Consider the following 25,038-nt stretch of genomic DNA (forward strand, 5'->3'; position numbering starts at 1 on the left):
GCACAGGAGCACGCCCGCCGCCCGGAACTACGCTGCCGGCGATCTTCGCCGAGCGCGGAATCGCCTCCCGCCCGGCAGGCGGTCAACCCAGTTTCGACTCGGCGTAGTTCACCAGGAACAGCGCCTCGGCGACCGACAGCCGCTCCAGCTCCTCGGGGGACACGCTCTCGTTCACCGCGTGGATCTGCGCCTCCGGCTCGCTGAGCCCGATCAGCAGGATCTCCGCCTTCGGGTACAGCGCGGCGAGCGTGTTGCACAGCGGGATGGAGCCGCCCATCCCGGACGCCTGCATCTCCTCGCCCGGGTACGCCACGCGCATCGCCTCGGCCATCGAGGTGTACGCGGGGCTGGTCACGTCCGCCTGGAACGGCTGGCCCTGGCCCACCTGCTCCAGCGTCACGCGCGCGTTCCACGGAGTGTGCTTCTCGATGTGCGCGAACAGCAGCTTCGTCGCCTCCGCGGCGTCCTGGCCCGGCGGCACCCGCAGGCTGATCTGCGCCCGGGCGCTCGCCGGGATGGACGGCGTGGCGCCCGCGACGGGGTGGCAGTCGATGCCGATCACAGTGACGGCGGGGCGGGCCCAGATCCGGTCCGCGATCGTGCCGTTGCCGGGCAGGCCGACACCGTCGAGGACCTTCGCGTCCTTGCGGAACTCCTCCTCCGGGTACTGCAGTCCCTCCCACTCGGCCTGCGCGGGAAGGCCGTCGATCACCGTCGACCCGTCCTCGGCGCGCAGCGAGTCCAGGACGCGGATCAGCGCGGCCAGTGCGTCGGGCGCGGCCCCGCCGAACTGGCCCGAGTGCAGGTTCCCTTCGAGGGTGTCGACCTGGACGCGGATCATGGTCATTCCGCGCAGCGTCGCCGTCACGGTCGGCAGGCCCACCCGGAAGTTCCCGGTGTCGCCGATCACGATCGCGTCGGCCACGAGCAGGTCCGGGTGCTCCTCCGCGTACCGCTCGAGGCCGCCCGTGCCCTGCTCCTCCGAACCCTCCACGACGACCTTCACCGAGACCGGGACGCCGCCGTTCGCCTTGAGGGCGCGCAGCGCGAGCAGGTGCATGATGAAGCCGCCCTTGCAGTCGGCCGCACCGCGTCCGTACCAGCGGCCGTTGCGTTCGGTCAGCTCGAACGGCGGGCTCACCCAGGCGGCCTCGTCCAGCTTCGGCTGCACGTCGTAGTGCGCGTACAGCAGGACGGTCGGCGCGCCCTCCGGGCCGGGCAGCAGCCCGTACACCGACTGCGATCCGTCCGGGGTGTCGAGGAGCGCGACGTCCCCAAACCCCTCCGCGCGCAACGCGTCCGCCACCCAGCCGGCCGCCGCCTCGCACTCGCTGCGCGGCGCCACCGCCTCGTCCGCCACCGACTGGAAGGCCACCAGCTCGGTGAGCTCCGCCTTGGCACGGGGCATCAGCGAGGCGACGGTCTCGGCGATCGGATCCGCGGTCATGGGCACGCTCCTTGTGGGTGCGACGTTGTGCGTTGTGTGTACGGCGAATGTGTGGTCGATCCTCCCACAGGGGGCGGGAGCGGTCTGCGCCGTAGGATGCGGTCGAGAGCACGGGCCATGGGTCGGATCGGGAGCAGAAGTACATCGTGAGCAGCGAGAACGATGCCACCGGAGCAGAGGCGGCACAGGAGCTTGGCGAGGGTCCCGCGTGGGACGTCGTCGTGGTCGGCGCAGGACCCGCCGGAGCCTCGGCGGCGTACGCGGCGGCGGTGAGCGGTCGCAGAGTGCTGCTCCTGGAGAAGGCGGAACTGCCCCGCTACAAGACCTGCGGCGGCGGCATCATCGGCCCCTCGCGCGACAGTCTCCCACCCGGTTTCGAACTGCCCCTGCGTGACAAGGTGCACGCCGTCACCTTCTCGTTGAACGGGAGGCTGGCCCGCACCCGCCGCTCCAAGCGGATGCTCTTCGGTCTGATCAACCGTCCGGAGTTCGACGCCGGTCTGGTCGAGCAGGCGGAGAAGGCGGGCGCGGTCGTGCGCACGGGCGTCACCGTCTCCCGCGTGGAGCAGCACGGTCCCGCCGTCCCCGACCGGCGCTCGGTCGCCGTCGTGCTGTCGGACGGCGAGACGGTGCTGGCCCGCGCGGTCGTCGGGGCCGACGGCAGTGCCGGCCGGATAGGCGCTCACGTGGGTGTGAAGCTCGACCAGGTGGACCTCGGCCTGGAGGCGGAGATCCCCGTGCCGGACACGGTCGCGGAGGACTGGGCGGGCCGGGTGCTCATCGACTGGGGCCCGATGCCCGGCAGTTACGGCTGGGTGTTCCCGAAGGGCCGGACGCTGACGGTCGGCGTGATCTCGGCGCGCGGCGAGGGCGCCGCGACCAAGCGTTATCTGGAGGACTTCATCGCACGGCTGGGGCTGGCGGGCTTCGAACCCGCGATCTCCTCCGGGCACCTGACACGCTGCCGCAGCGACGACTCGCCGCTGTCGCGCGGCCGGGTGCTCGTGTGCGGGGACGCGGCGGGACTCCTGGAGCCGTGGACCAGGGAGGGCATCTCCTTCGCGCTCCGGTCCGGGCGGCTCGCGGGGGAGTGGGCGGTGCGGATCGCCGAGGCGCACGACGCCGTGGACGCCCGCAGGCAGGCGCTCAACTACGCGTTCGCCATCAAGGCGGGGCTGGGTGTGGAGATGGCGGTCGGCCGGCGGATGCTCGCCGTCTTCGAACGCAGGCCCGGTCTGCTGCACGCGGCGATCACCGGGTTCCGGCCCGCCTGGACAGCCTTCACCGACATCACGCGCGGAGCGACGACGCTCGCGGGGCTGGTGCGGACGCACTCGCTGGCGCGGCGCGCGCTGGACGTGCTGGACAAGCGCGCGTAGGGGGCATCCGGTCCGGTCGCGCGGCCTCGCGCGCCCGGGTTTCGCGCGGCGGCGGGGAGCAGGGTTTCGCGCGGCGGGGGGCGGGGTGCGGGGCCGGCCGGTCGGCGCGGGTGCGGGCTCTCGGCTCGGCGACCGGGCGCCGCGCGCCCGTGCGAGCCGCCGCGCAGGCGGTCACTTCGTGACCGTGATGCGGAAGACGGGGTGCTTGTGGGCGGCGGCGAGGAGCTCCTCGTCCGTGGAGCCCGCGTTGACGTCCCCGAAGAAGCGGCCGACCTCCCAGCCCCAGCGTTTGAGATACGAGCGGAGCAGGGCGGGCTTCTCCTCGTCGGGGAGTTCCACGGCGGTGAAGTGCTGGGTCCTGCGGCCGACCTGGAGGCGGCCGCCGCCGGCCGCGCGCAGGTTGCGGACCCACTGCGAGTGGCCACGGGCGGAGATCAGGTACGGGCCGCCGTCGTAGGGGAGCGGGTTGACCGGTATGCGCCGCCATTCGCCGGTGGTGCGGCCGCGCACGGAGAGCTCCGCGGTGCCCAGGAGGCTGATTCCGCGGCGGGCGAGCCATCCGACGGCGTTGTTGAGGACCGTGTCGAAGCGGTTGGGCTTGATGTAGTGGGCCGGGGTGTGGTGCGGCATGGCCGTGGTCTCGCTCTCTGTCCTGTCGTCCTTTCGAGAGCACCGCTCTCGCTTGAGAGCAGTGTGCACGAACTGCTGCTCCGAAGCAAGAGCAGTGCTCTCTTTTGTGAGTGGTGATCTCGTTCATGGTCAGTGCTCCGAAGCGTGACAGACTGTCTCGTATGACGACCGTCCGAGGGGCCAGGGAACGGGCCCGCAGCGAGATCACCGCGGCGATCAAGGAAGAGGCGCGCAGGCAGCTCGCGGCGGAGGGAGCGGCGAAGCTCTCCCTGCGTGCCGTCGCCCGCGAGCTGGGCATGGTGTCCTCCGCGCTCTACCGCTATTTCCCGAGCCGGGACGACCTGCTGACCGCGCTCATCGTCGATGCGTACGACGCGGTGGGGGCGGCCGCGGAGACCGCGGCCGCGGCGCGCGGTCCGGCGCCCGCCGGCCCCGACGCACCTGGCCCTGACACCGCCGCAGCCGCCGGGCACGCGCCCGCCGCCGCTGCACACACCGACGCGTCCCGCCCCGAAGCCACCGCGGCCACAGGTGCGCTTGGCGGCGGCGACGGCGTTGCCGCCGGAGCGGCCGGTGGCAACGCCGGGAGACGCGCCCCCGTGGTGCCGGGACGGGAGTTCGCACGGTGGGGCGACGTGTGCCGTGGCGTGCGGGACTGGGCGCTTACGCATCCGCACGAGTACGCACTGATCTACGGCTCGCCCGTCCCCGGCTACACCGCGCCCCAGGACACGATCGCCCCCGCCTCGCGCGTCGGCGCCGTGTTCATCTCGATCGTCCGCGAAGCCCATCGCACCGAGGGGCTGGCGGTCCCGACGCTCGGCGGCGGGGTGCGCACCGAGGCCGAGCGCGTCGCCGCCGCCTTCGCCCCCGACCTGCCGCCGTCCGTCGTCGCCGCGCTGATCGCCGCCTGGGCGCAGCTGTTCGGGCTGATCTCCTTCGAGCTGTTCGGGCAGTTCGAGCGGGTCGTCGAGGACCGCGACGCGTTCTTCGCGCACGCCGCAGCGCGGCTCGCCGCCGAGGTCGGCCTGCGCCCGGGGCCGGCCGTCGGCACACCGTGACCGCCCGGGCAGCGGGGCGGGGTCTGACGCGCCACCCGCCCCCGGTTCGGGACGCGCGACGCGGTCCGGCGACTGCCCGGCAGCGGGGGCTGGTCCTGACGCGCCACCGCGCCGGTGCGGGGCGCGCGGTGCCGTCCCGCGGGGTGTCGACGTGATGCGGCTCCCCGGCAGCGCCACCTGGTGGGCGCCCGAGCCGCTGCGCCGGCTGCCACGTGCCGCGGCTCGCGGACGCCCCGCAACCGGGTCCGTACTGCACAGGGAGTACGCGTGACCGCCACGCCGGGGTGACGTCCCCGTCCCGCGCCCGGGTCTAGCGTGGCCGCTATGGACGAGCAGCGCGCCCGCAGGTGCGGTGGTCCCCCCTGGGCACGGGGCGGACCACCGCTGATGCGTCAGTGGGAGGAACGACGGCGCCGGGCCCGTGTTCCCTGGTTGTCGACCGTTGCGCTGGCCGTCTTCGTCATGGCCGGCACCGGCTTCGCCGCCGAGGGCCAGCCCGAGCGGGAACCGCTCGACGCCTTCGCACGCGTCCTGCTGCTGCTCGGCCCCGCGCTGCTCCTGCTGCGCATCCGGTACCCGGTCGTCGCGGTCTCCGGCGTGTGCGCGACCGCCTTCGTGTACTTCGCGGCCGGCTACCCCTACGGCCCGGTCTTCCTCACCATCGCCGTCGCCTGCTTCTCCGCGATCGTCGCCGGGCACCGCCGCGCCGCCTGGTGGTCCATCGGTCTGCTGTGGGCCGGCCACCTGCTGATCGCGCACTGGCTCTACCGCTATCTGCCCCCGGGCGGCGACGACGCCGCCCCCTGGGGCCAGGAGGTCTTCGTCACCGCCTGGGTGGTGGCCGTCGTCGCCGCGTCCGAACTGGTCCGCGTACGGCGCGAGGTGTGGGCCCGGGAGCGCGCCGAACGGGCGGCCGCCGAGAAGCGCCGCGCCGACGAGGAGCGGCTGCGCATCGCCCGCGAACTCCACGACGTCCTCGCCCACTCCCTCTCCGTCATCAACGTCCAGGCGGGCGTGGGCCTGGCCCTCCTCGACTCCGACCCCGAACAGGCGCGGACCGCGCTGACCACCATCAAGGCCGCGAGCAAGGAGGCCCTCGGCGAGGTACGCCAGGTGCTGGACACCCTGCGCACCCCCGGCGACGCCCCCCGCGCGCCGGCCCCGGGCCTGGCACGCCTGCCCGAACTCGTCGAGCAGGCGGCGAGCGCCGGTCTCACCGTCGACGTCGACACGGTGGGCACCCTGCCCGCGCTCCCGCCCGGCGCGGACCTGGCCGCCTTCCGGATCGTGCAGGAAGCGCTGACGAACGTCGTCCGGCACTCGGGTTCGCGTACCGCCCGGGTGCGCATCGCCTACGCCGGGGGCCGGCTCGAGCTGCGGATCGACGACGACGGGCCCGCCACCGGCTCCGACGCCGGGGGCAGCGGCAACGGGCTGGCGGGCATGCGGGAGCGGGCCGCCGCCCTGGGTGGCACCATCGAGGCGGGTCCGCGGCCGGACGGTGGCTTCCGGGTCCGCGCCGAACTGCCCGCGCAGCCCAGGGAGACGACGTGATCCGCGTACTGCTCGCCGACGACCAGATGCTGGTGCGGGCCGGTTTCCGGGCGCTGCTCGACGCCCAGCGGGACATCGAGGTCGCCGGGGAGGCGTCGGACGGCGAGGAGGCCGTGCGCCTGGTGGACGAACTGCGCCCGGACGTGGTCCTGATGGACATCCGCATGCCGTTGCTCGACGGTCTCGCCGCGACGCGCCGGATCACCGGTGACGAGCGCCTGAGGGACGTCAGGGTGGTCATGCTCACCACCTTCGAGCTGGACGAGTACGTCTTCGAGGCGATCCGTTCCGGGGCCTCCGGTTTCCTCGTGAAGGACACGGAACCGGAGGAACTGCTGCGCGCCGTACGGGCGGTGGTGGAGGGCGACGCGCTGCTGTCGCCGGGCGTCACCCGGCGTCTGATCGCGGAGTTCGCCGCCCGGTCCAGGGCTCCGGCGAAGGCCGAGGGACTCGACGAGCTCACGGAGCGCGAGCGGGAGGTGATGGCGCTGGTCGGCATGGGGCTGTCCAACGAGGAGATCGCCCGCCGCCTGGTCGTCAGCCCGCTCACCGCCAAGACGCATGTGAGCCGGACGATGGTGAAGCTGGGCGCCCGTGATCGGGCCCAACTGGTCGTGCTCGCCTACGAGTCGGGCCTCGTACGGCCCGGCTGGCTGGGCTGAACCGGGAGTCGTGAAGCGGCCGGCGGGCTGGTGCCCGCCGGCCGCGTCCCCCGTGCGGTGTGGCTGTCAGTCGCCGACCTTCACCGGCTCCGGCTCCACAGCCGGAACGGACGTGGCGACGATGACCGACTCCCCGGTGGCGCGTCGCGCACGCAGTCCGGTGAGGGTGATCAGCAGTCCGACTGCCGCGATCGCCGTGACGACCACCAGGCCCGGCCGGTAGCTGTCCAGCACTTCCTGCGCGGAGCGGCCGGTCTCGCCACCCGCGGTGATCACGGCGGTGACGACGGCCAGGAAGATGGCGCCGCCGACCTGGATCGAGGTGTTCAGCAGACCGGACACCATGCCCTGCTCGTGGTCCTCGACACCGCTGGTGGCCTGGATGTTGAGCGACGGGAAGACCAGTGCGCACGCCGCGCCGAGCAGCAGCATCGACGGCAGGATCACGGCGGCGTACGTGGGCGTCAGGTCGATCTGGAGGAAGAGCGCGTATGCGACGACCAGCAGCGAGAACCCGGTGGCGATCACGCGGGGCGTCCCGAAGCGGTCCACGACCGAGCCGATCTTCGTCGCGGACAGCGCGACCAGCGCGCCCGCGGGCAGGAACGCGAGGGCGGTCTGCAGGGCCGACCAGCCGAGCAGCGACTGCATGTACTGGGTCACCAGGAACTGGAAGCCCACGTAGGAGCCGAAGAAGAACGCCGCGCCGAGGTTCGCCCGGATCTGGTTGCCGGAGCGCAGCACGCCCAGCCGGATGAGCGGGTGCGCGCTGCGGCGCTCGATGGTGACGAACGCGGCGAGCAGGACGGCGGTGGCGGTGAAGGAGAGCAGCGTCTGCGCGGAGGCCCAGCCCACTTCGGGCGCCTGGACGACGGTGAAGACGAGCAGCAGCATCGCCAGCGTGCCGGTGACGGCGCCGGGCAGGTCGTAGCCCTTGCCGGAGTCCTCGCGGCTGCTGCGCGGGATCAGCCTGATCCCGACGACGAGTGCGATCAGCGCGATGGGCGCGGGCAGCAGCATGGTCAGCCGCCAGCTCACCTCGGTCAGCAGTCCGGAGAGCACGAGGCCCATGGAGAAGCCGGTGGCGGCGCAGGTGGTGTAGATCGACAGCGCGCGGTTGCGCTGCGGGCCCTCCTTGAAGGTCGTGGTGATGATCGACAGGCCGGCGGGAGCCGTGAAGGCGGCGCTGAGGCCCTTGATGAAGCGGCTGGCGATCAGCAGCGGGCCGGAGTCGACGAGGCCGCCGAGCAGGGAGGCCAGCGCGAAGACGGCGAGGGCGACAAGGAAGACGCGGCGGCGTCCGAGGAGGTCGGCGGCGCGGCCGCCGAGGAGCAGCAGTCCGCCGTAGCCGAGGATGTAGCCGCTGACGATCCACTGCAGGGTCGAGGTGGACAGGTGGAGATCGGTGGCGATCGAGGGCAGCGCGACACCGACCATCGAGACATCGAGGGCGTCGAGGAACATCGCGGCGCAGAGCACGAGCAGGGTGCCCCACAGGCGTGGGCTCCAGCGGTCCTGCGATGTGGGGACGTCGATCGGAGAGGTCATGCGCAGCACACTACATGCGTATGCATTGACTGCAAGTGCATTTAATTCCGGTGCAACAAAGTGCGTCATTTCTGCTAACGTGCGGTCATGGCTGCGACGAAATCCGAGCGCGTGCTCGTGAAGGAGTGGCGGGATGTCCTCGCGCTGCACGCGCGCACGATGTGCGAGCTCGACCGTGAGCTGCACAGGTTCGGGCTGGGCGCCAGCGACTTCGAAGTGCTGGACGTACTGGCCGAGATGGGCGGCGATGACGGGGCGCCGGGCGAGTGCTCGTCCCGTGTCCAGGAGCTGGCCGGCCGCGTGCACCTCAGCCAGAGCGCGCTCTCACGCCTGATCGCCCGCCTGGAGAAGGACGGACTGGTGACCCGGGGCATGTGCCCCGAGGACCGCCGCGGGGTGCGGGTGGCGCTCACCGAGGAGGGCCGCGCGCGCCATGCCGAGGTGAAGCCGCTGCAGCGCGCGGTGCTGTCGCGCATGCTGCCGGACGCGACGGACTGAGTTCTGTCGCGCCCTAGCTCCGAGGCGCGGTGACAGCGCACGTTTTTCCGTCGGCGCACGCGCGTGTAACAGGGCGGAGGACACGTGTCCCCGCCGACGGTCGCCGGACTGCGTGAACAGGGGCGACGCGGCGGGCTCCGGCCGGCCGGGCGGTCGGGGGACGGGCCGGGACCGGCGGTCGCGTCTACTGCCAGGTGATACCCGAGGTCTCGCGCCACAGGCGGGCGAGTGCCGCGTCGCCGGTGACGGACACCGCGTCCAGGGGCAGCCTGTTCCACAGCGTCAGGTAGAGCCGCTCCGCCGACCCGCTCAGCTCGCAGTCGCACGGACCCTCGCCGCCGCGTTCCGTGCGCGCCGGCTCCTGTGAGAGCCGTACGGTCCACGCGTCACCCGTGTCCGTGGCCGTGACGCGCAGCACCTCGGGGGTCGCGGTGCGCACCCGGCTCTTGCGCCGTGCGTGGAACGCCGCCAGCAGCTCGTCGATCCCGTCCACCGCGAACTCCGCGGCGACCGGCCCGGGTCGGCCGTCCGACGCCGACTCGGCATCCGCCCGGTGCACCGCCGTCTCATGGGCCTGGCGCCGCGCCCAGAAGGCCAGCGGCGAAGGCGCGGGCAGGAACGACCAGCACGCGAGGTCGGCCGGGGCCTCGCTCAGCGCCGCCACCAGCAGCCCGTGCCCCTCGCGGAACCATTCGAGCAGCGCGTCGCCGTCGAGATCGGGCTCCCCGGCGTCCGGGCGGTACGCGGTGTGTCCCTCGGTGACGAACGACGTCGCCCAGCGGTGCACCGTGCCCGTGTGCCGCAGCAGGTCCCGCATCCGCCAGCCCGGGCACGTCGGCACGAGGGCCCCGGGGCCGGCAGCATCGGCGGCCGCCGCGAGCAACTGCCCCTCGCGGACCAGGGACTTGATCAGCGCCGAGGTCTCCATGGCGCAGATTCTGCCAGCGCGACGGGACCTGCTCCAGGGCGCCCGGCGGCCTCGGACCGGGCCCCGAGCGCCGGCACCGGGCATCAGGCCCCGTGCGGGCGCGCGGTCTGCGGTCCATCGCGCAGCAGTCGGACGAACAGGCCCAGCGCGCAGGCCTGTACGAGCACCGCGACGACCAGCGCCGGGTAGAGGAATGCGGCGGACTCCGCCACGCCCTCCCCGAACACAGTGCCCAGCGCCATGAGCGCGAAAATCGTCGGCGCGGTCAGCAGGAACAGCCATATGCCGGCCATCGACGCGTCCTCGTGATGCACGAACAACGTGTCGACGGCCACGAAGAGGGCCGCTGCGGCGACCAGCGCCAGATAGATCCTGGACGCGAGGTTGGCGAAGGTCAGTTGTGCGAGCGAGGTCAGTCGAGCGTGCATGGCCGTCTCCCGTGGTGGTCGTCGTCCTTCCATGCTGTGCCGGTCCGGGTGCCCGCACCTGAGTACGGCTACTCAGCCGCCATAGGGGAGACGGCCCGGTCCCGTGAACCCCCGGCGGCCCGACCGCGCCGCGCGACCTCCGTGCCCGGCGCCGAGGCGTGCCGTGCGCCGTACGCGATCAGCGCGGCCCCTGCGGCCAGTGCCGCCACCGTCGTCAGCGCGAGGGGCAGCGAGAACCAGTCGGCCAGGAAGCCGATCACGGGCGGTCCCAGCAGCATGCCGCCGTAACCGAGCGTGGACGCGGCTGCGACCCCGCTGGGCCCGGCCAGCGCGCCCGCCCTGCCGACGGCCACGGGGAAGATGTTCGCCAGGCCCAGACCGGCGACGGTGAAGCCCAGCAGCGCGAGCCACACGTTCGGAGCGAGCGCGCCGAGCAGCATCCCGGCCGCGGCGGTGGCGCCGCCGGCGACGAGCGTACGGGTCTGGCCGAGCCGCTCCAGCAGCAGCGTGCCGGTGAGGCGCCCCGCGGTCATGGCGAGGGCGAACAGCGAGTAACCGGCGGCGGCCACGCCCGGATGCGCGTGCAGATCCTGTTCCAGGTGCAACGCGCTCCAGTCGGCCATCGCACCCTCGCCGTACGCGGTGCACAGTGCGATCACGCCGAAGAGGAACACCAGGTTGCGGGTGCGCCCCGTCAGACGGGCAGGTGCGGTCCCGGGCGCGGGACCGTCGGAGTCCGGCGCCGGGTGCGTCAGGAGCACGGGTCCGGCGACGGCGGTGACCAGCAGGCCGAGCCCGGTGAGCGCGAGCAGGTGCGCGGTCGGGGACAGGCCGCCGGCGACGAGACCGCCGAGTCCCGCGCCGAGCATGCCGCCGAGGCTGAACGCCGCGTGGAAGCCGGGCATGACGGGCCGGCGCAGGGCCGTGACCAGATCGACGGCCGCGCTGTTCATGGCGACGTTGATCCCGCCGTACGCGGCGCCGAAGACGAGCAGCACCAGACCGAGGCTGAGCGCGGAGTGAGTCAGCGGAGGCAGCGCCATGCTCAGCGAGAGCAGCACGGCGCTGCCCACGGTCACGGCGTGGCTGCCGAAGCGGCGGCACAGCCTGCCGGTGAGCGTCATGGTGACCACGGCGCCGGCGGAGACGCCGAGCAGGGCGAGGCCGAGATCGCTCGCGGAGGAACCGGTCTGTTCCTTGATGGCGGGAATGCGGACGACCCAGCCGGCGAAGAGAAAGCCGTCGAGGGCGAAGAAGACGTTGAGGGCGGTGCGGAGGCGGGACAGGGAGAGCGGGGCGGTGTTTCCGCCGGGTCCCCCTGAAGCGGCCGTCCGGAGTTTGTTTAGAAGCGGCACAAACTCAGAATAGGGCCTCGGGCCCGTTGCGTACAAGGCGGCTGCTCCCCGTCCGGATCATGGGACACTCACCTGCATGAACGGCAAGGCGACGAGCAACCGGACGAGAATCGAGAGAGGCCGCAGCGCCCTCGGCCCGGCACTGGAACTGGTGCACACCGGGCGGGCGCCCACGCGTGCCGTACTCACCGCCGAGCTCGGCGTCACCCGCGCCACCGCCGGAGCCGTCGCCGCCGAGCTCGAAGCGCTCGGCCTCATCCGGGTCGACTCGCGGCCGGGAGCCGCCGCCGGATCCCAGGGCCGCCCCTCGCACCGCCTCGCCGTCGACGACACCGGGCCGGTCGTCCTCGCCGCCCAGGTCCACGCCGACGGATTCCGTGCCGCGCTCGTCGGCCTCGGCGGCCGCACGGTCGCGACAGCGCCCGGCTGCGTCACCGTCCAGGCGGATCCGGCGCAGGTGCTCGGTGAGGTCGTCGAGGCGGGCGCGGCGCTGCTGCGCGAGAGCGGCCGCCGCTGTGTCGGCGCGGGGCTCGCCGTGCCGTCCGCGGTCGCCGAACCCGAGGGCACCGCCCTCAACCCCCTGCACCTGGCCTGGCCGGCCGGTGCTCCCGTACGCGACATCTTCGCCGAACGCGTCGCCGCGGCGGGCATCCGGGGGCCCGCCTTCACCGGCAACGATGTCAACCTCGCGGCACTCGCCGAGCACCGCCACGGCGCCGGCCGCGGCGCCCAGCACCTGCTGTGCGTCGCCACCGGCCACCGCGGCGTCGGAGGCGCGCTGGTGCTCGACGGCCGCCTGCACACGGGCAGTTCGGGCCTCGCGCTGGAGGTCGGTCACCTCACCGTCAACCCGGAGGGCCGCCCCTGCCACTGCGGCAGCCGTGGCTGCCTCGACGTCGAGGCCGACCCCCTCGCCTTCCTGACCGCCACGGGCCGCGACCTGGGCCCCGAGGTCTCGCTGCTCCAGCAGTCCAGGGACCTGCTGCGCGGGGAGTACGACGACCCGGCCGTCCGCAGGGCGGCGGAGGAACTCATCGACCGCCTCGGCCTCGGCCTCGCCGGACTGGTCAACATCCTCAATCCGGACCGGATCATCCTCGGGGGCCTCCACCGCGAACTCCTGGAGGCGGACCCGGAGCGCCTGCGCGCGGTCGTGGCGGACCGCAGCCTGTGGGGCCGAAGCGGGGGAGTCCCGATCCTGCCGTGCACCCTCGACCACAACTCTCTGGTGGGCGCCGCGGAGCTGGCCTGGCAGCCCGTCCTCGACGACCCGCTGGCAGCGCTCGCCTGACGCACCGAAGGGCGGGACGGCGGCCACCCGTCCGGAGGACGGCCCGGCGATCCGCGCCGTGCTTGCGGGTAGTCGACGACACATGACCCACACGCCCTCCGGGCCGCACCGCGCGCACCGGTTCGAGCACCTGCACCGCAGAGTGCTCGAATCACCCGTCGGGCTCGGCTGGAACCGTGGCCGGGAGATGGAGCTCATGCACCGCGCCATGGGCTTCGCCGCACTCGGTTTCGTCACCCTCGTGCCGCTGCTCGTCGTCGTCGCGGCCGCCGACCCCGTCAGCGCCGAGGGCTTCGCCCGGTGGCTCGGCGAGGGGCTCGGCGTCTCGCCGGGATCGCAGCGGCAGGTCGAGGAGCTGTTCGGCATGCCCGGACAGGCGCTCCAGCGCACCACGGCGTTCGGTCTCGCCGCGCTCGCCGTCTTCGGGCTCACCTTCGGGTCCGCCGTGCAGACGGGCTACGAGAAGGTGTGGGACCTGCCCACCGCCCGCTGGCACACCATGTGGCGCCACGTGGTGTGGCTGGCGCTGCTGATCCTCTTCCTCGTGGTGTTCGTCAACCTCCCGGAGCCGGACTCGGTCGTGGCCATCGTGCTCACCATGATCGCCGATCTGCTGGGCACGATCGTGTTCTTCTGGGTGTCCCAGCGCCTCCTGCTCGGCGGCCGGGTCCGCTGGCGCGCCCTGTTGCCCGGCGCGGTGGCCACCGCCGTGTCCATGCTCGGGCTTCGGGTCTTCTCGCAGCTCGTCTTCTCGCCGCTGATCGCCTCGAACGCCGTCACCTACGGCCCGTTCGGCACCGTCCTCGTGATCCAGTCGTGGCTCGTCGGCGTCGGCGTGGTGGTCTACGGCGGGGCGATCGCGGGTCGCCTGCTCCACGAGGAGCTGACCCGGCGCAGGCTGCTCCGCGCGGTCGAGCACGACGACTTGTAGCCCACCGTCCCGCCGCCGGGCCGAACGCGTACGAGAGTCACCAGTGCCGTCCCCGGCCCAGGGAACCGCGCTCGGGCGACGAGACGTGCAGGACCTCGTAACGGTCGCCGGGGGCCGCGGGCGAGTCGTGGTCCCACAGGGTCACGTACATCAGCTCCCAGCGGTACGGGTCGACGCCGAGCGCCGCGCAGACGGCGCCCTCGCGCCGCGCGAGCCGTTCCGTCTCGGCAGCCGCCTCCTCGACGAGCGGGCCGGGCCGGGCCCCCGGTGGAAGCCGCTGCCTGCGCCGGACGGCGGTGCGCGCCCCGGCCGCCGCCGAGGGTCCGTCGTGGTACGCGGCCCCCGTCCAGTGCTGCACCTCCGGGCGGCCGAAGTCGTCGACGATGCCCTGGAAACCGAGCCCCCACAGAAAGCCGTTCATGCCCTCGGGCGCGGTCCACAGGTACAGCGGCGCGTACTGGTTCACGGGCGAGCCGGCGGCGCGTTCGCGCATCAGGTACGCCTTGAGGCCGAGGCCGGGGAAGCCGTCCAGCAGATGGCCGCGGCGCGCCACGCGGTCGCGGATGATCCCCATGTCGTAGTCGGCGGGCAGGGTGATCTCGTACTGCATCGCGTGCACGGTCTGGTCAACTCCTTCGGGCGGACGGGGGTGCGAGGAGGGCGAGCAGGCCGCGGACACCCGCGTCGAAGGCGGCCGTCGAGCCGGAGGCGCGGGCCAGCACGTAGCCGCCCTGCACGGTCGCGACGATCGTCGCCGCGACCTCGGACGGGATCAGCGCGGCACTCAGCTCTCCGCTCTCCCGGCCCTCGTCGACGACGGCGGCGAGCCTGCCCCGCAGCCATGCGAGCGTCTCGTCCAGCGGTGCCCGCAACGCGTCGCTGGCCACGACGTCCGGATCCATCGTCAGCCGGCCGACCGGGCATCCGCGCAGGACGTCGCGCTCGCGCAGCAGGTACGCGGCGATGCGCTCGTGCGCGGTGCCCGGACCGTCGAGCACCGCCTCGGCCGCGGCCCGCAGGTCGTCGGCCGTACGCCGGATCGCGGCCAGCGCCAGGTCGGGCTTGCCGGAGAAGTGGTGGTACATGCTGCCCTGGCCCGCGCCGGCCTGCTGCTGGATCGCCTTCGGGCTGGTGCCCACATAGCCGCGCTCCCACAGCAGTTCGCGGGTCGCCTCGATCAATCGTTCCGAGGTGCTCATGGACGCAGTGTACATACCAGTAGGTACAGAACGTCGTCCCCGGCCCCGAGCCGCCCGGAGCAGCACCCCCCGCCCCGCGTACTGCCCGGGAGGTACACGCACAGCCGCCGGCCGTACGACGACTCGGCCCCCCGTCCGGCGGGAGCCTCGGAAGCGTCACGGAACCACCGAACGAGCGCCACCGAGGAGCTGAACCGAGATGAACACCCTCGCCTACGACGGGCCCGGCCCGTGGATCCTCTTCTTCCCGCTGATCTGGGCGGCCGTCATCGTCGGGGCCGTCACCGTCCTGCGCCGCACCGGCGTCTGGCGCCCCCGGCGCGCCCCCTGGCGGGGCAGCCGGCCCCCGATCTCGGAGAGCTCCCCCATCGCCGTGCTCGGCCGCCGCTTCGCTGCGGGCGAGATCGACGAGGAGGAGTACTGGCGACGGCTGTCCGTCCTGGACGAGCAGTTCGGCCGCACCACCAAGGACGGTGCGGCGTGACCCCGCACCGGAACGGGGCCCGGACCACCGGGCCCCGCCCCGCCGCCCGGGTCGTCGACGCAGGTCTACGGCAGCGGGGACACCGACGCCGCCCGCCCCGGTCAGCCCGCAACGGCCGACCGGGCGTTGGAAGTTGCGGCATCGGCCTTGGCCTCGGGCACCTCGGAGAACGGGCCGGTGGTCGTGGCCCCGTACACCGCCGGGTACTCGGGCAGCCTGATCGCGGGGCAGGTCGCGGGCAGCGTGAACCACACGACCTTGCCCGCATCGCCGCGCGGCCGTACGCCCCAGCTCTCACTGACGGCGGCCACCAGCGCGAGGCCGCGGCCGTGGGTCTCGGAGGAGTCCGCGTCATGGACGGTCGGCAGACGCGGATCGTGGTCGTGGACGGAGACCGTGAGCCGGTCGAGCAGCAGCTCGACGTCCACGGTGCACGTCTTGTCCGGCTGGGCGTGCCGGTGCACATTGGTCAGCAACTCGGTGACGCCGAGCGCTGCCTGGTCGATCAGAGGATCGAGATGCCAGTAGCGCAGTTGCGCCGAGATGATTCTGCGGACCTGACCGATCCGCGACGGCAGGGCCTGGAGCTCCACCGTGCAGTGCCTGCTGGGCTGGCTGATCACGGCTGCGACTCCCCGAAATAGTCCGGAAGAAGACGACACAAGAGATCCAGCAGTCGGCCGCCTGCTGAACATACCGGCGGGGCTGGATCTCAGCGTGACCGCCGGTGAACCCTGAGTGATGTGGAACCAGCGTGAACCATGACCTGGGGGGCCGCAACTCGCGGCACTCCCGTGCCCGTTCTCAACTCCTGTTGCCGCCCGCCCCGCGCAACGCCTCCAGGAAGCGTCCGGCGAGAGCCTTTCCGTCGGGCCGCCGACTGCGCTGACCCATGGTCAGGCGATACCGCTTCCCGTTCAGCGTCGCCACCGTGCTGTCGTCACCGGCGAACCAGGGCCGGCCCGCGCTGACGGCGCGCACGGGCGCGCTCTCGATCACGCGGCCGTAGCTCGTCATCAGCGCCAGCCGGCCGTCCTTGATCAGCACTTGCCCGGCGCGTGTCAGTGAACGCGGCCAGCGCTCGATCCGCACGCCCGTGGCGCTGAAATCCGGCTCCGCGGTTGCCATCGTCTCCGCCCCCTTCGCAGCGACTCCTGTGGGAAGTCTGCACACTTGGGCCGCCATGCACCAGTGCGCCTGGTCAGAGCCTTGCACAAGTGCCTCCTATGGATCCCCAAAGCGAATGTTTGCCCAGGTGACGGGCTTACTGTTGCGGGTGGGCACACATCGTGGACCAGTGGTGGGCGAGGCGAGGACGGCACTCATGAGCACGCGTGAGAATCCAGTGGCGGGCGAGGCGGGCGACACGTCCGCCGAACCGGTGAGACCGGATGCGGCCCCGGCCGGGGCGATCGCGACCGTCGACGTGGACCGCACCGACCCCGCGTACCGGACCTGGCTGAAAGAGGCCGTGCGCAAGGTGCAGGCCGACGCCAACCGCTCCGCCGACACCCACCTGCTGCGCTTCCCGCTGCCCGAGGAATGGGGCATCGACCTCTACCTCAAGGACGAGTCCACGCACCCGACGGGCAGCCTCAAGCACCGCCTGGCCCGCTCGCTGTTCCTGTATGGCCTGTGCAACGGCTGGATCCGGCCGGGCAAGCCCGTCATCGAGGCGTCCAGCGGCTCGACCGCCGTCTCGGAGGCGTACTTCTCGAAGCTGATCGGCGTCCCCTTCGTCGCCGTGATGCCGCGCACCACGAGCCCCGAGAAGATCCGGCTGATCGAGTTCCACGGCGGGCAGTGCCACTTCGTCGACGACTCGCGCCGGATGTACGAGGAGTCCGCCGCGCTCGCGGAGCGGACCGGCGGCCACTACATGGACCAGTTCACCTACGCGGAACGGGCCACCGACTGGCGGGGCAACAACAACATCGCCGAGTCGATCTACCAGCAACTGCGGCTCGAACGCTATCCGGAGCCCGCCTGGATCGTGGCCACCGCAGGCACGGGAGGCACGTCCGCGACCATCGCCCGCTACGTGCACTACATGCAGTACGACACCCGGATCTGCGTCCCCGACCCGGAGAACTCCTGCTTCTTCGACGGCTGGACCCACGGCGACCCGGAGGCGAGCAACGACTGCGGCTCGCGCATCGAGGGCATCGGACGGCCCCGCATGGAGCCGAGCTTCGTCCCCGGCGCCATCGACCGCATGATGAAGGTGCCCGACGCGGCGAGCGTCGCCGCCGTACGCGCCCTGGAGACGGCCATCGGCCGCAAGGCGGGCGGCTCGACGGGTACCGGCCTGTGGAGCGCGCTCAAGATCGTCGCCGAAATGGTGGGCAGGGGCGAGAAGGGCAGCCTCGTCACCCTGATCTGCGACCCGGGCGATCGCTACCTCGACAAGTACTACTCCGACGAGTGGCTGGCCGGGCAGGGCCTGGACATCCGGCCGTACGCGGCCGCGATCGAGTCGTTCCTGACCACCGGCGCTTGGCCCTGCTGAACGCCGCTCGGAGCTGGTCCGCCGGGGTACGGGCGCGGCCGCGCGCCCGTCAGGGCGCACCGGGTCCGGCCAGCCGGCGGTCCAGATTGCGCACCGCGTCCCTGAAGGCACGCCCCAGCCCTCCTCTGCCCAGCAGCAGCGCGAGGCGCAGCGGAGCGGGTCCGTCGGCGGCGAAGGTCCACTGGATGCGTGATCCCGTCGCTGTCGGTGTGATCCGCCACTCCTCCAACAGGGCGCGCAAACCCGGGGCGTTGGTCTGCTCGATGCGGTACGCGTAGCGGGTGTCCGGTTCCTTGGCCAGGATGCGCTCGGTGAACACCGTGCCGCCCTTGAGCCTGACCTCGCGGCCCGCGCCGCCCTCCGTCGACCGGGCCGCCGTCACGGCCGTGAACCACTCGGGCAGGTGCTCCACGTCCTCGGCCAGCGTGGCGTACACGGCGGACGGCACGGCCGACACCGGGGCCGAGAACACCAGGCGTATCGGTGCGTTCTCCACGAACTCCAGCTCGACCGGGCGCAGTTGGCGTGCCATGGTGCGGACCTCCAGTGGCGGCGAAGGGTGTGGGGACCGCACACCCTAGCGGCGGCGGCGAAGGATGTCCGCCCCTACGGCTTTCGCCGCGAGCACCCGTCCCGGCCTGCGCCTGCCGCGCGGGCGAAGCGCCCCGCTTGCGCCGCGCGCGAGCAGTCCGCCCAGCGCCTCGCACAGGGGCAGCCGGGGCGCCCACCCGTGGGCCGCTCCCAGCACGACCTCCATCGGGCCGTCGAAACCGAGCCGGCCGACACCGCTGCGGCGGGGAGCGGTGACGGCGCCTCGAGGATTCACGTGCCGGCGCCGGCGACGAATACGGTTGTCCGGGACGTCGGCATGACGGTCACCGTTCCGTACGAGCCGCAGTGGGCAGGGAGTCGAGGAAGTGCTGGAGGGCGGCGTTGAATTCGGCTGCGCGTTCCAGGTTGGGCATATGGGCCGCCTCGTCAATGATCTCCAGCGTGGCGTCGGGGACCCGCTCGTGGATGAGGCGGGCATCGCTCACCGGCGTGAACTCGTCGTCGGCACCGACCACGACCAGCGTTGGCACGGCGATCCGCGGCAGCATGTCCACGTAGTCGGGCCGTTCGGCCCGGCCGCGTAGTGCTGCCGCCGCGCCCTGGGGCGATGTTCCGGTCATCATGAGCAGGACGTGCTGCGCCACATCGGGGAGAGCTTCGATGTTGGAGGGAGCCACCATCTTGGGCAGGACCTCTTCGGCGTAGCCGCTCATCCCTTCTCGAAGCAGACGCTCGGCCATCATGTAGCGCCCCGCCTTGCCGGCTTCGGTCTCGGCCGCGGCGAAGGTGTCGGCGAGCACGAGCCCACGGATGCGGCCGGGGAACAGTCGATGGAATTCCATGACGATCTGGCCCCCCATGGACAGGCCGCCGAGGACGAACCGGTCGACTCCGAGATGATCCAGGAGGGCGGCGATGTCGCGGACGAAGGTCTCCAGGGTCGTGGTCCCCGGAACGACCGTACTTTCGCCGTATCCGCGCAAGTCCGGCGCGATCACTCTCCATCCGGCCCGGCGGAAATGCTCGATCTGCGGCTGCCACATCGAGCGGTCGAACGGGTGACCGTGGACGAGGACGAGGGGTTCGCCGCTGCCTTCATCCTCGAAACCGATGGTTATGCCACCGACGGAAGCTGTACTCACGGGTTCTGTCCTTTCGCCATTGCGACTTGACGTCTCGATGCTATGTGGCGCAATCTCTCGGTGCAATGAAAGCAACGCTCTCGGTACAAAGCGAGGTAGACGTTGGACGATTACCGTGCAATCGCCGATGATCTTGCTGCGGACATTGCCGACGGCCGCCTTCGCCCCGGGGATCGACTCATGCCACAGCGCCGCTTCGCACGCCATCGGGGCATTGCGGCCTCGACCGCCGCGCGCGTGTACCAGGAGCTGATCAGGCGAGGTCTGGCTGTGGGGGAAGTCGGCCGCGGCACCTTCGTCCGTGCGGCCGCACCGTCGTTCGAACCAGCGTTGGCCGAGCCGGGCGGGGCCCGGGTCGACCTCGAGTTGAACTTTCCGGTCCTCCCCGACCAGCCCGCTCTCCTCGCGCGGGGTCTCGCGCGCATACTGCGCCCCGACGCAATGGCCGCGGCATTGCGGCCGGTCGGCGCGGCCGGAACCTCGGTGGCACGCCAAGCGGCCGCAGCTCATCTCACGCGTGCCGGCTGGGCACCGCCTCCACAGCAGATCCTCTTCTCCGGCAATGGCCGACAGGCCATTGCCGCCGCGATCGCGGCCCTTGTCCCCAGAGGTGAGCGCCTGGGGGTCGAACCGCTCACCTACCCGGTGGTGAAGAGCATCGCCGCCCGGCTCGGGGTCGATCTGGTTCCGCTGGCTGTCGATGACAACGGTGTGAAGCCGGATGCACTCGGCGCCGGTCCGCCCCTGCGGGCGGTCTATCTCCAGACTGCGCTGCACAATCCGCTGGGCGTCACCATGCCCCCACAGCGCCGCGCAGAGATCGCAGAAGCCCTGCGGCTGCACGAGATCTACGCGATCGAGGACGCTGTCTACAGTTTCTTGCGCAACGATCTGGCACCCTTGGCGGCCCTCGCGCCTGAGCACACGATCGTCATCGACAGTCTGTCCAAGCGGCTGGCCCCAGGACTGACCCTGGGCTTCCTGGTGACACCCGCGCATCTCACGCACGCCCTCGCCTCATCACTCAGATCAGGTACGTGGATGACGTCCGGCTATGCGCTGGAGGCAGCCGTCCAATGGATGACGGACGGCACAGCTGCCGCCATCGAGGAGGCAAAACGGCTCGATGCACAGGCACGCCAGCAGATCGCCGCTGACAAGCTCGCCGGTCAAGCCGTGCGAGCCGACCCGCACGCGTACCACTGCTGGTGGGAGCTGCCGGAACCATGGCGCGCCGAAACCTTCATCGCCGCCGCAGCCCGTCGGGGCATCGCCATCACCCCCGCCGCAGCCTTCACCATCGGGTCGGCGCATGCCCCCAACGCGGTGCGGCTCGCCCTCGCCTCGCCGGCGACGGACACGCTGGCTCAGGCACTGGACACCCTCGTGGGATTGGCGAAGGGCGGACCCGAGGACAGCGGGTTGGAGTGACGGACGGCCCGTTACCCCACCACACGTGCCGGCGTCCGGTCGGAGCCACGGTGAGTCATCCCCAGCCGTCACCAGCAGACCATCCGCCGCCCTCGGCAACGGCGCCCCGACCAGGGCACCACGCAACCTTGCGACATCGATCCGCCCCTGGTTCAGCCCGCCGTACAGAGCCCCGTGCCCGGATTCGCCCGAAGCCCAGGCAGAACCGTGGCCGCATTCCTGACGCACCTGTCCTGGCATCCTCATGTGCGACGGTGCCTGCCGGGGGGTCAGATGCAGTATGTGGTGCTGGGGGCGCTCATCGCGTTCGCTGTGGCTGTGGCGGTGAGTGGTGTGATCGAGCTCCTCACCGGTTGGATCCACCCCTGGGAACGAGACCGGGTCCTGCGGCCCATACCTCATGGGATCGGCCAAGTGCTCACAGGAAGCGGCCTTTGTTGCTTCACCGGTGTTCTTGCCTTCACTCCGACAGGGGACGTGTTGCTCGCGCTCCTCGTAGCGGGCGCTTGTGTGTTCCTCGCCGGGATCGTCCTGATCGGAGTGTCTCGATTCCCGGACCGCTGACGTTCCTCATGACCGGAGCCAGATGACGAGGGCAGCCTCGGTGACGGCGTCGAGGAAGACGTGGCCTCGCTCGTCGTACGAACGTCCTGCGGCCGTTGACAGAAGGGCCACCGGGCAGTCCGAGACCCGCGCTGGACAACGTGGGTGACTACCGCAGCCTCGGCGGCGTGCCGATCGCTCGTAGCGCGTTTCGTCCGCCTCTTCCCGTTACCGTCCCACGTGTTCCCTACTCTCGGGAGTGTGTGATGCGCCGACTCGCTGTGGGGGTGGCCTTGCTGTCCTCCCTGGTCTCCTGGCCCTGGCTCGCGGGACAGACCGACTCCGCCCCGGGCGCACCGCAATCCCGTGCCACCGGCCGCGGCACGAACATCCTGATCGTGGGGACAGACAGCCGTGCAGGCCTGTCTGCTGCCGAGAAGCGGCGCCTCCACGTCGGCGGCCAGGGCTGCGACTGCACTGACGTGATGATGCTCGTGCACCTCTCCGAGGACCGTCATCGCGCAAGCATCGTCTCCATCCCCCGGGACAGTTACGTCGAGTACGCCACACCGAAAGGTGCCACCACTCCGGCACACCGGGGCAAGATCAACGGTGCCTTCAAGATCGGCCGGGGTCCCCTCGCCGTACGCACCGTCGAGAAGGCCACCGGGCTGCACATCGACCACTACCTCGAGACCGGCTTCACCGGCTTCGAACAGGCCGTCAACAACCTGGGCGGAGCGACCGTGTGCACGGCCAAGCCGCTCAAGGACGAGAACTCCGGCCTCGACATCACCGCGGGAAGCCATCTCATCGACGGCAACGGAGCCCTGCGCTACGCCCGGGCCCGGCACATCGACCGAGCAGGAGACCTCGGCCGGGTCCGCCGCCAGCAGCGACTGATCGCCGACATGCTGGCGGACCTGACGGCCAAAGGGGCGCTGACCGGCCCCGTGAGCGCCGCGCGCACGGCTCACAAGCTGCTCAAGTCCGTGCACACGGACGAGCGCACGCGTTTGGACGATCTTGTCCGCATCGGCTGGTCCCTGGGGCGGCTGTCGGCGGACCGGACGGAGTTCGTCACCGTGCCGATCTCCCACTTCGACCACCGGGTGCCCGGCGTCGGCTCCACGCTCCTCTGGCACGACGACCGCTCCGAGGCCCTGTGGGACGCCCTGCGCGCCGACCGCCCCGTCACCGGCGACACCCGCATTCTGCCCGTGCCGGAAACACGCGCCGAGACCGATCCCGCCCGAATCGCGGTACGCGTCGACGACGCCACCGTGGCCAAGGCTCTTCGGCGCAACAAGTTCGTCGTGACGGACACCTCGGCGTCGGCTCCGGCGGTACGACCCGCAGGCCCCGCCGTCATCACCTACCCCGCCCGGCGTGAAGCGGACGCGGCCACACTGGCCGCGGCCCTGCCCGGGGCGCACCTGCGGGCGACCTCGCGGACCGATGCCGTCTTCGACGTCGCCGTCGGTTCCGAGCCCGTCGCCGTCAGAACCGTCACCTACGACCGCAACGTCGCGGACGGCGCCCCCGTCACAGCGGACCGTCTGCGCTGCTCCAACGTGACCAGGGCGTATCGACACCACCGCTGAGGGCCGCCACCCCGCAGCGGCGTCGGACCGCTCACCGGAACAGGCAGCGGCTGCCGGATCGGCCCGGGAGTGGTACGAAAGAGACCGTCGGAAGCGCACGTGGTGCCCTGCGGTCGAGGTCGGAGGTGCCGTCCGTGGAACCCATCGACTGGCTGCTCACGGCCAGGGAGCGCGGCAATCCCGCAACGCGCTTGGATCGTAGGCGCCCCGACGGGACGGCATGGTCGGCCGGCAACGAAGTTCGCCCCTTGGTCCACGGTGCGACGTACTTCGCCGAGCTGCTCGCCGCCGTCCGCGCTCTGCGGGCCGGAGACCTGCTGCTGTTCACCGACTGGCGCGGCGATCCCGACGAGCGGCTGGCGGGCCCCGGAACCGAGATCGGCGCCGTGCTGCGCGAGGCGGCCGAGCGCAAAGTAGTCGTCAAGGGTCTGGTCTGGCACTCCCACCTGGACAGTCTCCAGTTCAGCGAGGAGGAGAACCGCCACCTCGGCGAGGAGGTACGGGCGGGAGGCGGCGAGTATCTGCTGGACATGCGAGTCCGTCCCGGCGGCACACACCACCAGAAGTGCGTCGTCCTGCGCCATCCCGGGCGCCCCGAACTGGACGTCGCCTACGTCGGTGGCATCGACCTGTCGCACAACCGCAACGACGACATCGACCACGGCGGCGACGACCGCTCCCAGCCCATCGCCGCAGCGTACGGACCGCATCCGCCCTGGCACGACATCCAGCTCGCGATCCGGGGCCCCGCGGTCGGCGACATCGAGACCGTCTTCCGGGAACGCTGGACGGATCCGGCACCCCTCACCCGCAGCCCGCTGTCCCGGCTGCGCGAATTGCTGCACCGGGAGGACATCCACGCGAACCCGCTGCCCCCTCAGCTGCCCGATCCCGCGCCCCGCGGCACACACTCGGTGCAGGTGCTGCGCACGTACCCCAACCGGCTGCTGCGAGGCTACGACTTCGCCCCCGACGGCGAGCGCAGCGTCGCGCGTGCCTATCTGAAGGCACTGCGGCGGGCCAGGGCACTCATCTACCTGGAGGACCAGTACCTGTGGTCCCCGCAGGTGGTGGAGCACTTCGCCCGGGCGCTCCGAGCGAATCCAGGACTGCGCCTCATCGCCGTCATCCCCTCCGTCCCCGAACAGGACGGCCCGCTCACTCTGCCGATGAACCTGATCGGCCGCATCACCGCCCTGGAGACACTGCGACGGGCGGGCGAGGGGCGGGTCGCGGTATACGGGCTGGAGAACCATGCCGGGACACCTGTGTACGTGCACGCCAAGGTGTGCGTGGTCGACGACGTGTGGGCCGCGGTGGGCTCCGACAACATCAACCTGCGCTCTTGGACGCACGATTCCGAACTCAGCTGCGCCGTTCTGGACGAGACGACGGACCCCCGGGAACCGCAGGACCCCGGCGGCCTCGGCGACGGCGCGCGCCCCTTCGCCAGGAACCTCCGGCTGACGCTCGCGCGCGAGCACCTGGACCAGGAGGCGCCAGGAGACCCGCAGGCCCCCGACGTCCTGTGCGATCCGGTGGGTGCCTTCGACGCCTTCGCGTCGGCGGCGGCCGCGCTGGACTCCTGGCACGAAAGGGGCCGGTCCGGTCCGAGGCCGCCCGGACGTCTGCGCACCTACCGGCCACCGGAGCTGTCGCGGGTGCAGCGGCTTCTCGCGATGCCGCTGTACCGCGTGATCATCGATCCGGACGGCCGCCCGCTTCGGCTGCGGCTGCGCAAGGCGTTCTGAGAAGCCGGTGGCGCCGCCTTTCCTTCTCTCGCTGTAGCCCAAGAAGGGCTTTCGCTTGGCCGAGTTGAAGCCGGGCGACAGCGGGGTCCCAGCGCTGGACGTCTCCCGCTG

The 25,038-nt window shown here is 71.9% G+C and carries 25 protein-coding genes and 1 pseudogene; 12 read left to right on the top strand and 14 right to left on the bottom strand.

What is annotated here, in order from left to right:
- Nucleotides 1–82: 82 nt before the first annotated feature.
- Nucleotides 83–1,447 carry a dipeptidase gene (locus HW130_RS05325; protein WP_177148235.1) on the bottom strand — a complete coding sequence of 455 codons (1,365 nt, stop codon included), beginning with the start codon at nt 1,445–1,447 and terminating at the stop codon, nt 83–85.
- Between the two features lie 146 nt (nt 1,448–1,593).
- Here HW130_RS05325 and HW130_RS05330 point away from each other — a divergent pair, with 146 nt between their 5' ends.
- A complete protein-coding gene (locus HW130_RS05330) occupies nt 1,594–2,826 on the top strand; it encodes a geranylgeranyl reductase family protein (protein WP_177148236.1) in 1,233 nt (410 codons plus the stop codon).
- Between the two features lie 171 nt (nt 2,827–2,997).
- Here the strand turns inward: HW130_RS05330 and HW130_RS05335 are convergent, their stop codons facing one another.
- Entirely contained in the window at nt 2,998–3,456 is a 459-nt protein-coding gene (locus tag HW130_RS05335; protein ID WP_177148237.1) for a nitroreductase family deazaflavin-dependent oxidoreductase, read from the bottom strand.
- A 161-nt stretch (nt 3,457–3,617) separates the two neighbouring features.
- Between HW130_RS05335 and HW130_RS05340 the strand changes: the two genes are divergently transcribed.
- The 3 genes from HW130_RS05340 (at nt 3,618) to HW130_RS05350 (ending at nt 6,733) form a co-directional block, all read left to right on the top strand.
- Nucleotides 3,618–4,517 carry a TetR/AcrR family transcriptional regulator gene (locus tag HW130_RS05340; protein WP_177148238.1) on the top strand — a complete coding sequence of 300 codons (900 nt, stop codon included), beginning with the start codon at nt 3,618–3,620 and terminating at the stop codon, nt 4,515–4,517.
- 324 nt (nt 4,518–4,841) lie between these two features.
- Nucleotides 4,842–6,071 (top strand): sensor histidine kinase, encoded by a 1,230-nt coding sequence (locus HW130_RS05345; RefSeq protein WP_177148239.1) that lies wholly within the window; start codon nt 4,842–4,844, stop codon nt 6,069–6,071.
- Complete coding sequence (locus tag HW130_RS05350; RefSeq protein ID WP_177148240.1) at nt 6,068–6,733, top strand: response regulator transcription factor; 666 nt, start codon at nt 6,068–6,070, stop codon at nt 6,731–6,733. The genes HW130_RS05345 and HW130_RS05350 overlap by 4 nt, the downstream gene beginning before the upstream one ends.
- A gap of 66 nt (nt 6,734–6,799) precedes the next feature.
- On the opposite strand, the gene HW130_RS05355 is transcribed toward HW130_RS05350, so the two are convergent.
- Nucleotides 6,800–8,281 carry an MFS transporter gene (locus tag HW130_RS05355; protein WP_177148241.1) on the bottom strand — a complete coding sequence of 494 codons (1,482 nt, stop codon included), beginning with the start codon at nt 8,279–8,281 and terminating at the stop codon, nt 6,800–6,802.
- 87 nt (nt 8,282–8,368) lie between these two features.
- Here HW130_RS05355 and HW130_RS05360 point away from each other — a divergent pair, with 87 nt between their 5' ends.
- The gene (locus HW130_RS05360) at nt 8,369–8,779 is read left to right on the top strand and encodes a MarR family winged helix-turn-helix transcriptional regulator (protein ID WP_177148242.1); all 411 of its coding nucleotides are present in this window, start codon (nt 8,369–8,371) and stop codon (nt 8,777–8,779) included.
- A 184-nt stretch (nt 8,780–8,963) separates the two neighbouring features.
- On the opposite strand, the gene HW130_RS05365 is transcribed toward HW130_RS05360, so the two are convergent.
- From HW130_RS05365 to HW130_RS05375, 3 genes are all read right to left on the bottom strand, one after another.
- Nucleotides 8,964–9,707: a maleylpyruvate isomerase family mycothiol-dependent enzyme gene (locus HW130_RS05365; RefSeq protein WP_177148243.1), complete on the bottom strand. Its 744-nt coding sequence runs from the start codon at nt 9,705–9,707 to the stop codon at nt 8,964–8,966.
- 83 nt (nt 9,708–9,790) lie between these two features.
- Nucleotides 9,791–10,135 (bottom strand): SCO4225 family membrane protein, encoded by a 345-nt coding sequence (locus tag HW130_RS05370; protein WP_177148244.1) that lies wholly within the window; start codon nt 10,133–10,135, stop codon nt 9,791–9,793.
- Between the two features lie 68 nt (nt 10,136–10,203).
- Nucleotides 10,204–11,490 (bottom strand): MFS transporter, encoded by a 1,287-nt coding sequence (locus tag HW130_RS05375; RefSeq protein ID WP_177148245.1) that lies wholly within the window; start codon nt 11,488–11,490, stop codon nt 10,204–10,206.
- Nucleotides 11,491–11,566: 76 nt separating this feature from the next.
- Here HW130_RS05375 and HW130_RS05380 point away from each other — a divergent pair, with 76 nt between their 5' ends.
- Both HW130_RS05380 and HW130_RS05385 read left to right on the top strand, forming a co-directional pair.
- On the top strand, nt 11,567–12,781 hold the full coding sequence (locus tag HW130_RS05380) for an ROK family protein (protein WP_177148246.1): 1,215 nt from the start codon (nt 11,567–11,569) through the stop codon (nt 12,779–12,781).
- 82 nt (nt 12,782–12,863) lie between these two features.
- Nucleotides 12,864–13,712, top strand: coding sequence for a YhjD/YihY/BrkB family envelope integrity protein (locus tag HW130_RS05385; protein WP_177148247.1), 849 nt, complete (start codon nt 12,864–12,866; stop codon nt 13,710–13,712).
- A 37-nt stretch (nt 13,713–13,749) separates the two neighbouring features.
- Here HW130_RS05385 and HW130_RS05390 read toward each other — a convergent pair whose 3' ends face one another.
- Nucleotides 13,750–14,331: a DUF4865 family protein gene (locus HW130_RS05390; protein WP_177148248.1), complete on the bottom strand. Its 582-nt coding sequence runs from the start codon at nt 14,329–14,331 to the stop codon at nt 13,750–13,752.
- A 7-nt stretch (nt 14,332–14,338) separates the two neighbouring features.
- Nucleotides 14,339–14,926: a TetR/AcrR family transcriptional regulator gene (locus tag HW130_RS05395; RefSeq protein WP_177148249.1), complete on the bottom strand. Its 588-nt coding sequence runs from the start codon at nt 14,924–14,926 to the stop codon at nt 14,339–14,341.
- Between the two features lie 184 nt (nt 14,927–15,110).
- On the opposite strand from HW130_RS05395, the gene HW130_RS05400 reads away from it, so the two are divergent.
- On the top strand, nt 15,111–15,395 hold the full coding sequence (locus HW130_RS05400) for an SHOCT domain-containing protein (protein ID WP_177148250.1): 285 nt from the start codon (nt 15,111–15,113) through the stop codon (nt 15,393–15,395).
- Between the two features lie 101 nt (nt 15,396–15,496).
- On the opposite strand, the gene HW130_RS05405 is transcribed toward HW130_RS05400, so the two are convergent.
- Entirely contained in the window at nt 15,497–16,018 is a 522-nt protein-coding gene (locus HW130_RS05405; protein ID WP_177148251.1) for an ATP-binding protein, read from the bottom strand.
- A 181-nt stretch (nt 16,019–16,199) separates the two neighbouring features.
- On the bottom strand, nt 16,200–16,523 hold the full coding sequence (locus HW130_RS05410) for a hypothetical protein (protein WP_177148252.1): 324 nt from the start codon (nt 16,521–16,523) through the stop codon (nt 16,200–16,202).
- 196 nt (nt 16,524–16,719) lie between these two features.
- On the opposite strand from HW130_RS05410, the gene HW130_RS05415 reads away from it, so the two are divergent.
- Nucleotides 16,720–17,904 (top strand): PLP-dependent cysteine synthase family protein, encoded by a 1,185-nt coding sequence (locus HW130_RS05415; RefSeq protein WP_256355881.1) that lies wholly within the window; start codon nt 16,720–16,722, stop codon nt 17,902–17,904.
- Between the two features lie 49 nt (nt 17,905–17,953).
- On the opposite strand, the gene HW130_RS05420 is transcribed toward HW130_RS05415, so the two are convergent.
- Genes HW130_RS05420 through HW130_RS05430 form a run of 3 tightly spaced genes read right to left on the bottom strand, consistent with a single transcriptional unit; the run spans nt 17,954 to nt 19,598 of the window.
- Entirely contained in the window at nt 17,954–18,436 is a 483-nt protein-coding gene (locus tag HW130_RS05420) for an SRPBCC family protein (protein WP_177148253.1), read from the bottom strand.
- A 45-nt stretch (nt 18,437–18,481) separates the two neighbouring features.
- Nucleotides 18,482–18,730 (bottom strand): hypothetical protein, encoded by a 249-nt coding sequence (locus HW130_RS05425; RefSeq protein ID WP_177148254.1) that lies wholly within the window; start codon nt 18,728–18,730, stop codon nt 18,482–18,484.
- Nucleotides 18,731–18,779: 49 nt separating this feature from the next.
- Nucleotides 18,780–19,598: an alpha/beta fold hydrolase gene (locus tag HW130_RS05430; protein ID WP_309140332.1), complete on the bottom strand. Its 819-nt coding sequence runs from the start codon at nt 19,596–19,598 to the stop codon at nt 18,780–18,782.
- A gap of 102 nt (nt 19,599–19,700) precedes the next feature.
- Here HW130_RS05430 and HW130_RS05435 point away from each other — a divergent pair, with 102 nt between their 5' ends.
- Nucleotides 19,701–21,029 carry a PLP-dependent aminotransferase family protein gene (locus HW130_RS05435; RefSeq protein WP_177148256.1) on the top strand — a complete coding sequence of 443 codons (1,329 nt, stop codon included), beginning with the start codon at nt 19,701–19,703 and terminating at the stop codon, nt 21,027–21,029.
- 24 nt (nt 21,030–21,053) lie between these two features.
- On the opposite strand, the pseudogene HW130_RS35680 reads toward HW130_RS05435, so the two are convergent.
- A pseudogene (locus tag HW130_RS35680) lies at nt 21,054–21,224 on the bottom strand (transposase); the annotation flags it as partial.
- Nucleotides 21,225–21,838: 614 nt separating this feature from the next.
- On the opposite strand from HW130_RS35680, the gene HW130_RS05440 reads away from it, so the two are divergent.
- Both HW130_RS05440 and HW130_RS05445 read left to right on the top strand, forming a co-directional pair.
- Nucleotides 21,839–23,176, top strand: coding sequence for an LCP family protein (locus HW130_RS05440; protein WP_177148257.1), 1,338 nt, complete (start codon nt 21,839–21,841; stop codon nt 23,174–23,176).
- 248 nt (nt 23,177–23,424) lie between these two features.
- On the top strand, nt 23,425–24,927 hold the full coding sequence (locus HW130_RS05445; protein WP_256355882.1) for a phospholipase D family protein: 1,503 nt from the start codon (nt 23,425–23,427) through the stop codon (nt 24,925–24,927).
- The last annotated feature ends 111 nt before the right edge of the window (nt 24,928–25,038 follow it).

Origin of the sequence: Streptomyces sp. PKU-EA00015 (assembly GCF_013387495.1) — a bacterium.
Taxonomy (GTDB): Bacteria; Actinomycetota; Actinomycetes; order Streptomycetales; family Streptomycetaceae; genus Streptomyces.

Excerpts from the sequence above, each read along its gene's own strand:
- HW130_RS05415 (WP_256355881.1), top strand. The coding sequence starts at position 16,720 with ATGAGCACGCGTGAGAATCCAGTGGCGGGCGAGGCGGGCGACACGTCC.
- HW130_RS05420 (WP_177148253.1), bottom strand. The coding sequence starts at position 18,436 with ATGGCACGCCAACTGCGCCCGGTCGAGCTGGAGTTCGTGGAGAACGCA.
- HW130_RS05365 (WP_177148243.1), bottom strand. The coding sequence starts at position 9,707 with ATGGAGACCTCGGCGCTGATCAAGTCCCTGGTCCGCGAGGGGCAGTTG.
- HW130_RS05410 (WP_177148252.1), bottom strand. The coding sequence starts at position 16,523 with ATGGCAACCGCGGAGCCGGATTTCAGCGCCACGGGCGTGCGGATCGAG.
- HW130_RS05340 (WP_177148238.1), top strand. The coding sequence starts at position 3,618 with ATGACGACCGTCCGAGGGGCCAGGGAACGGGCCCGCAGCGAGATCACC.
- HW130_RS05385 (WP_177148247.1), top strand. The coding sequence starts at position 12,864 with ATGACCCACACGCCCTCCGGGCCGCACCGCGCGCACCGGTTCGAGCAC.
- HW130_RS05325 (WP_177148235.1), bottom strand. The coding sequence starts at position 1,447 with ATGACCGCGGATCCGATCGCCGAGACCGTCGCCTCGCTGATGCCCCGT.
- HW130_RS05395 (WP_177148249.1), bottom strand. The coding sequence starts at position 14,926 with ATGTACACTGCGTCCATGAGCACCTCGGAACGATTGATCGAGGCGACC.
- HW130_RS05440 (WP_177148257.1), top strand. The coding sequence starts at position 21,839 with ATGCGCCGACTCGCTGTGGGGGTGGCCTTGCTGTCCTCCCTGGTCTCC.
- HW130_RS05370 (WP_177148244.1), bottom strand. The coding sequence starts at position 10,135 with ATGCACGCTCGACTGACCTCGCTCGCACAACTGACCTTCGCCAACCTC.
- HW130_RS05400 (WP_177148250.1), top strand. The coding sequence starts at position 15,111 with ATGAACACCCTCGCCTACGACGGGCCCGGCCCGTGGATCCTCTTCTTC.
- HW130_RS05355 (WP_177148241.1), bottom strand. The coding sequence starts at position 8,281 with ATGACCTCTCCGATCGACGTCCCCACATCGCAGGACCGCTGGAGCCCA.
- HW130_RS05345 (WP_177148239.1), top strand. The coding sequence starts at position 4,842 with ATGGACGAGCAGCGCGCCCGCAGGTGCGGTGGTCCCCCCTGGGCACGG.
- HW130_RS05335 (WP_177148237.1), bottom strand. The coding sequence starts at position 3,456 with ATGCCGCACCACACCCCGGCCCACTACATCAAGCCCAACCGCTTCGAC.
- HW130_RS05380 (WP_177148246.1), top strand. The coding sequence starts at position 11,567 with ATGAACGGCAAGGCGACGAGCAACCGGACGAGAATCGAGAGAGGCCGC.
- HW130_RS05360 (WP_177148242.1), top strand. The coding sequence starts at position 8,369 with ATGGCTGCGACGAAATCCGAGCGCGTGCTCGTGAAGGAGTGGCGGGAT.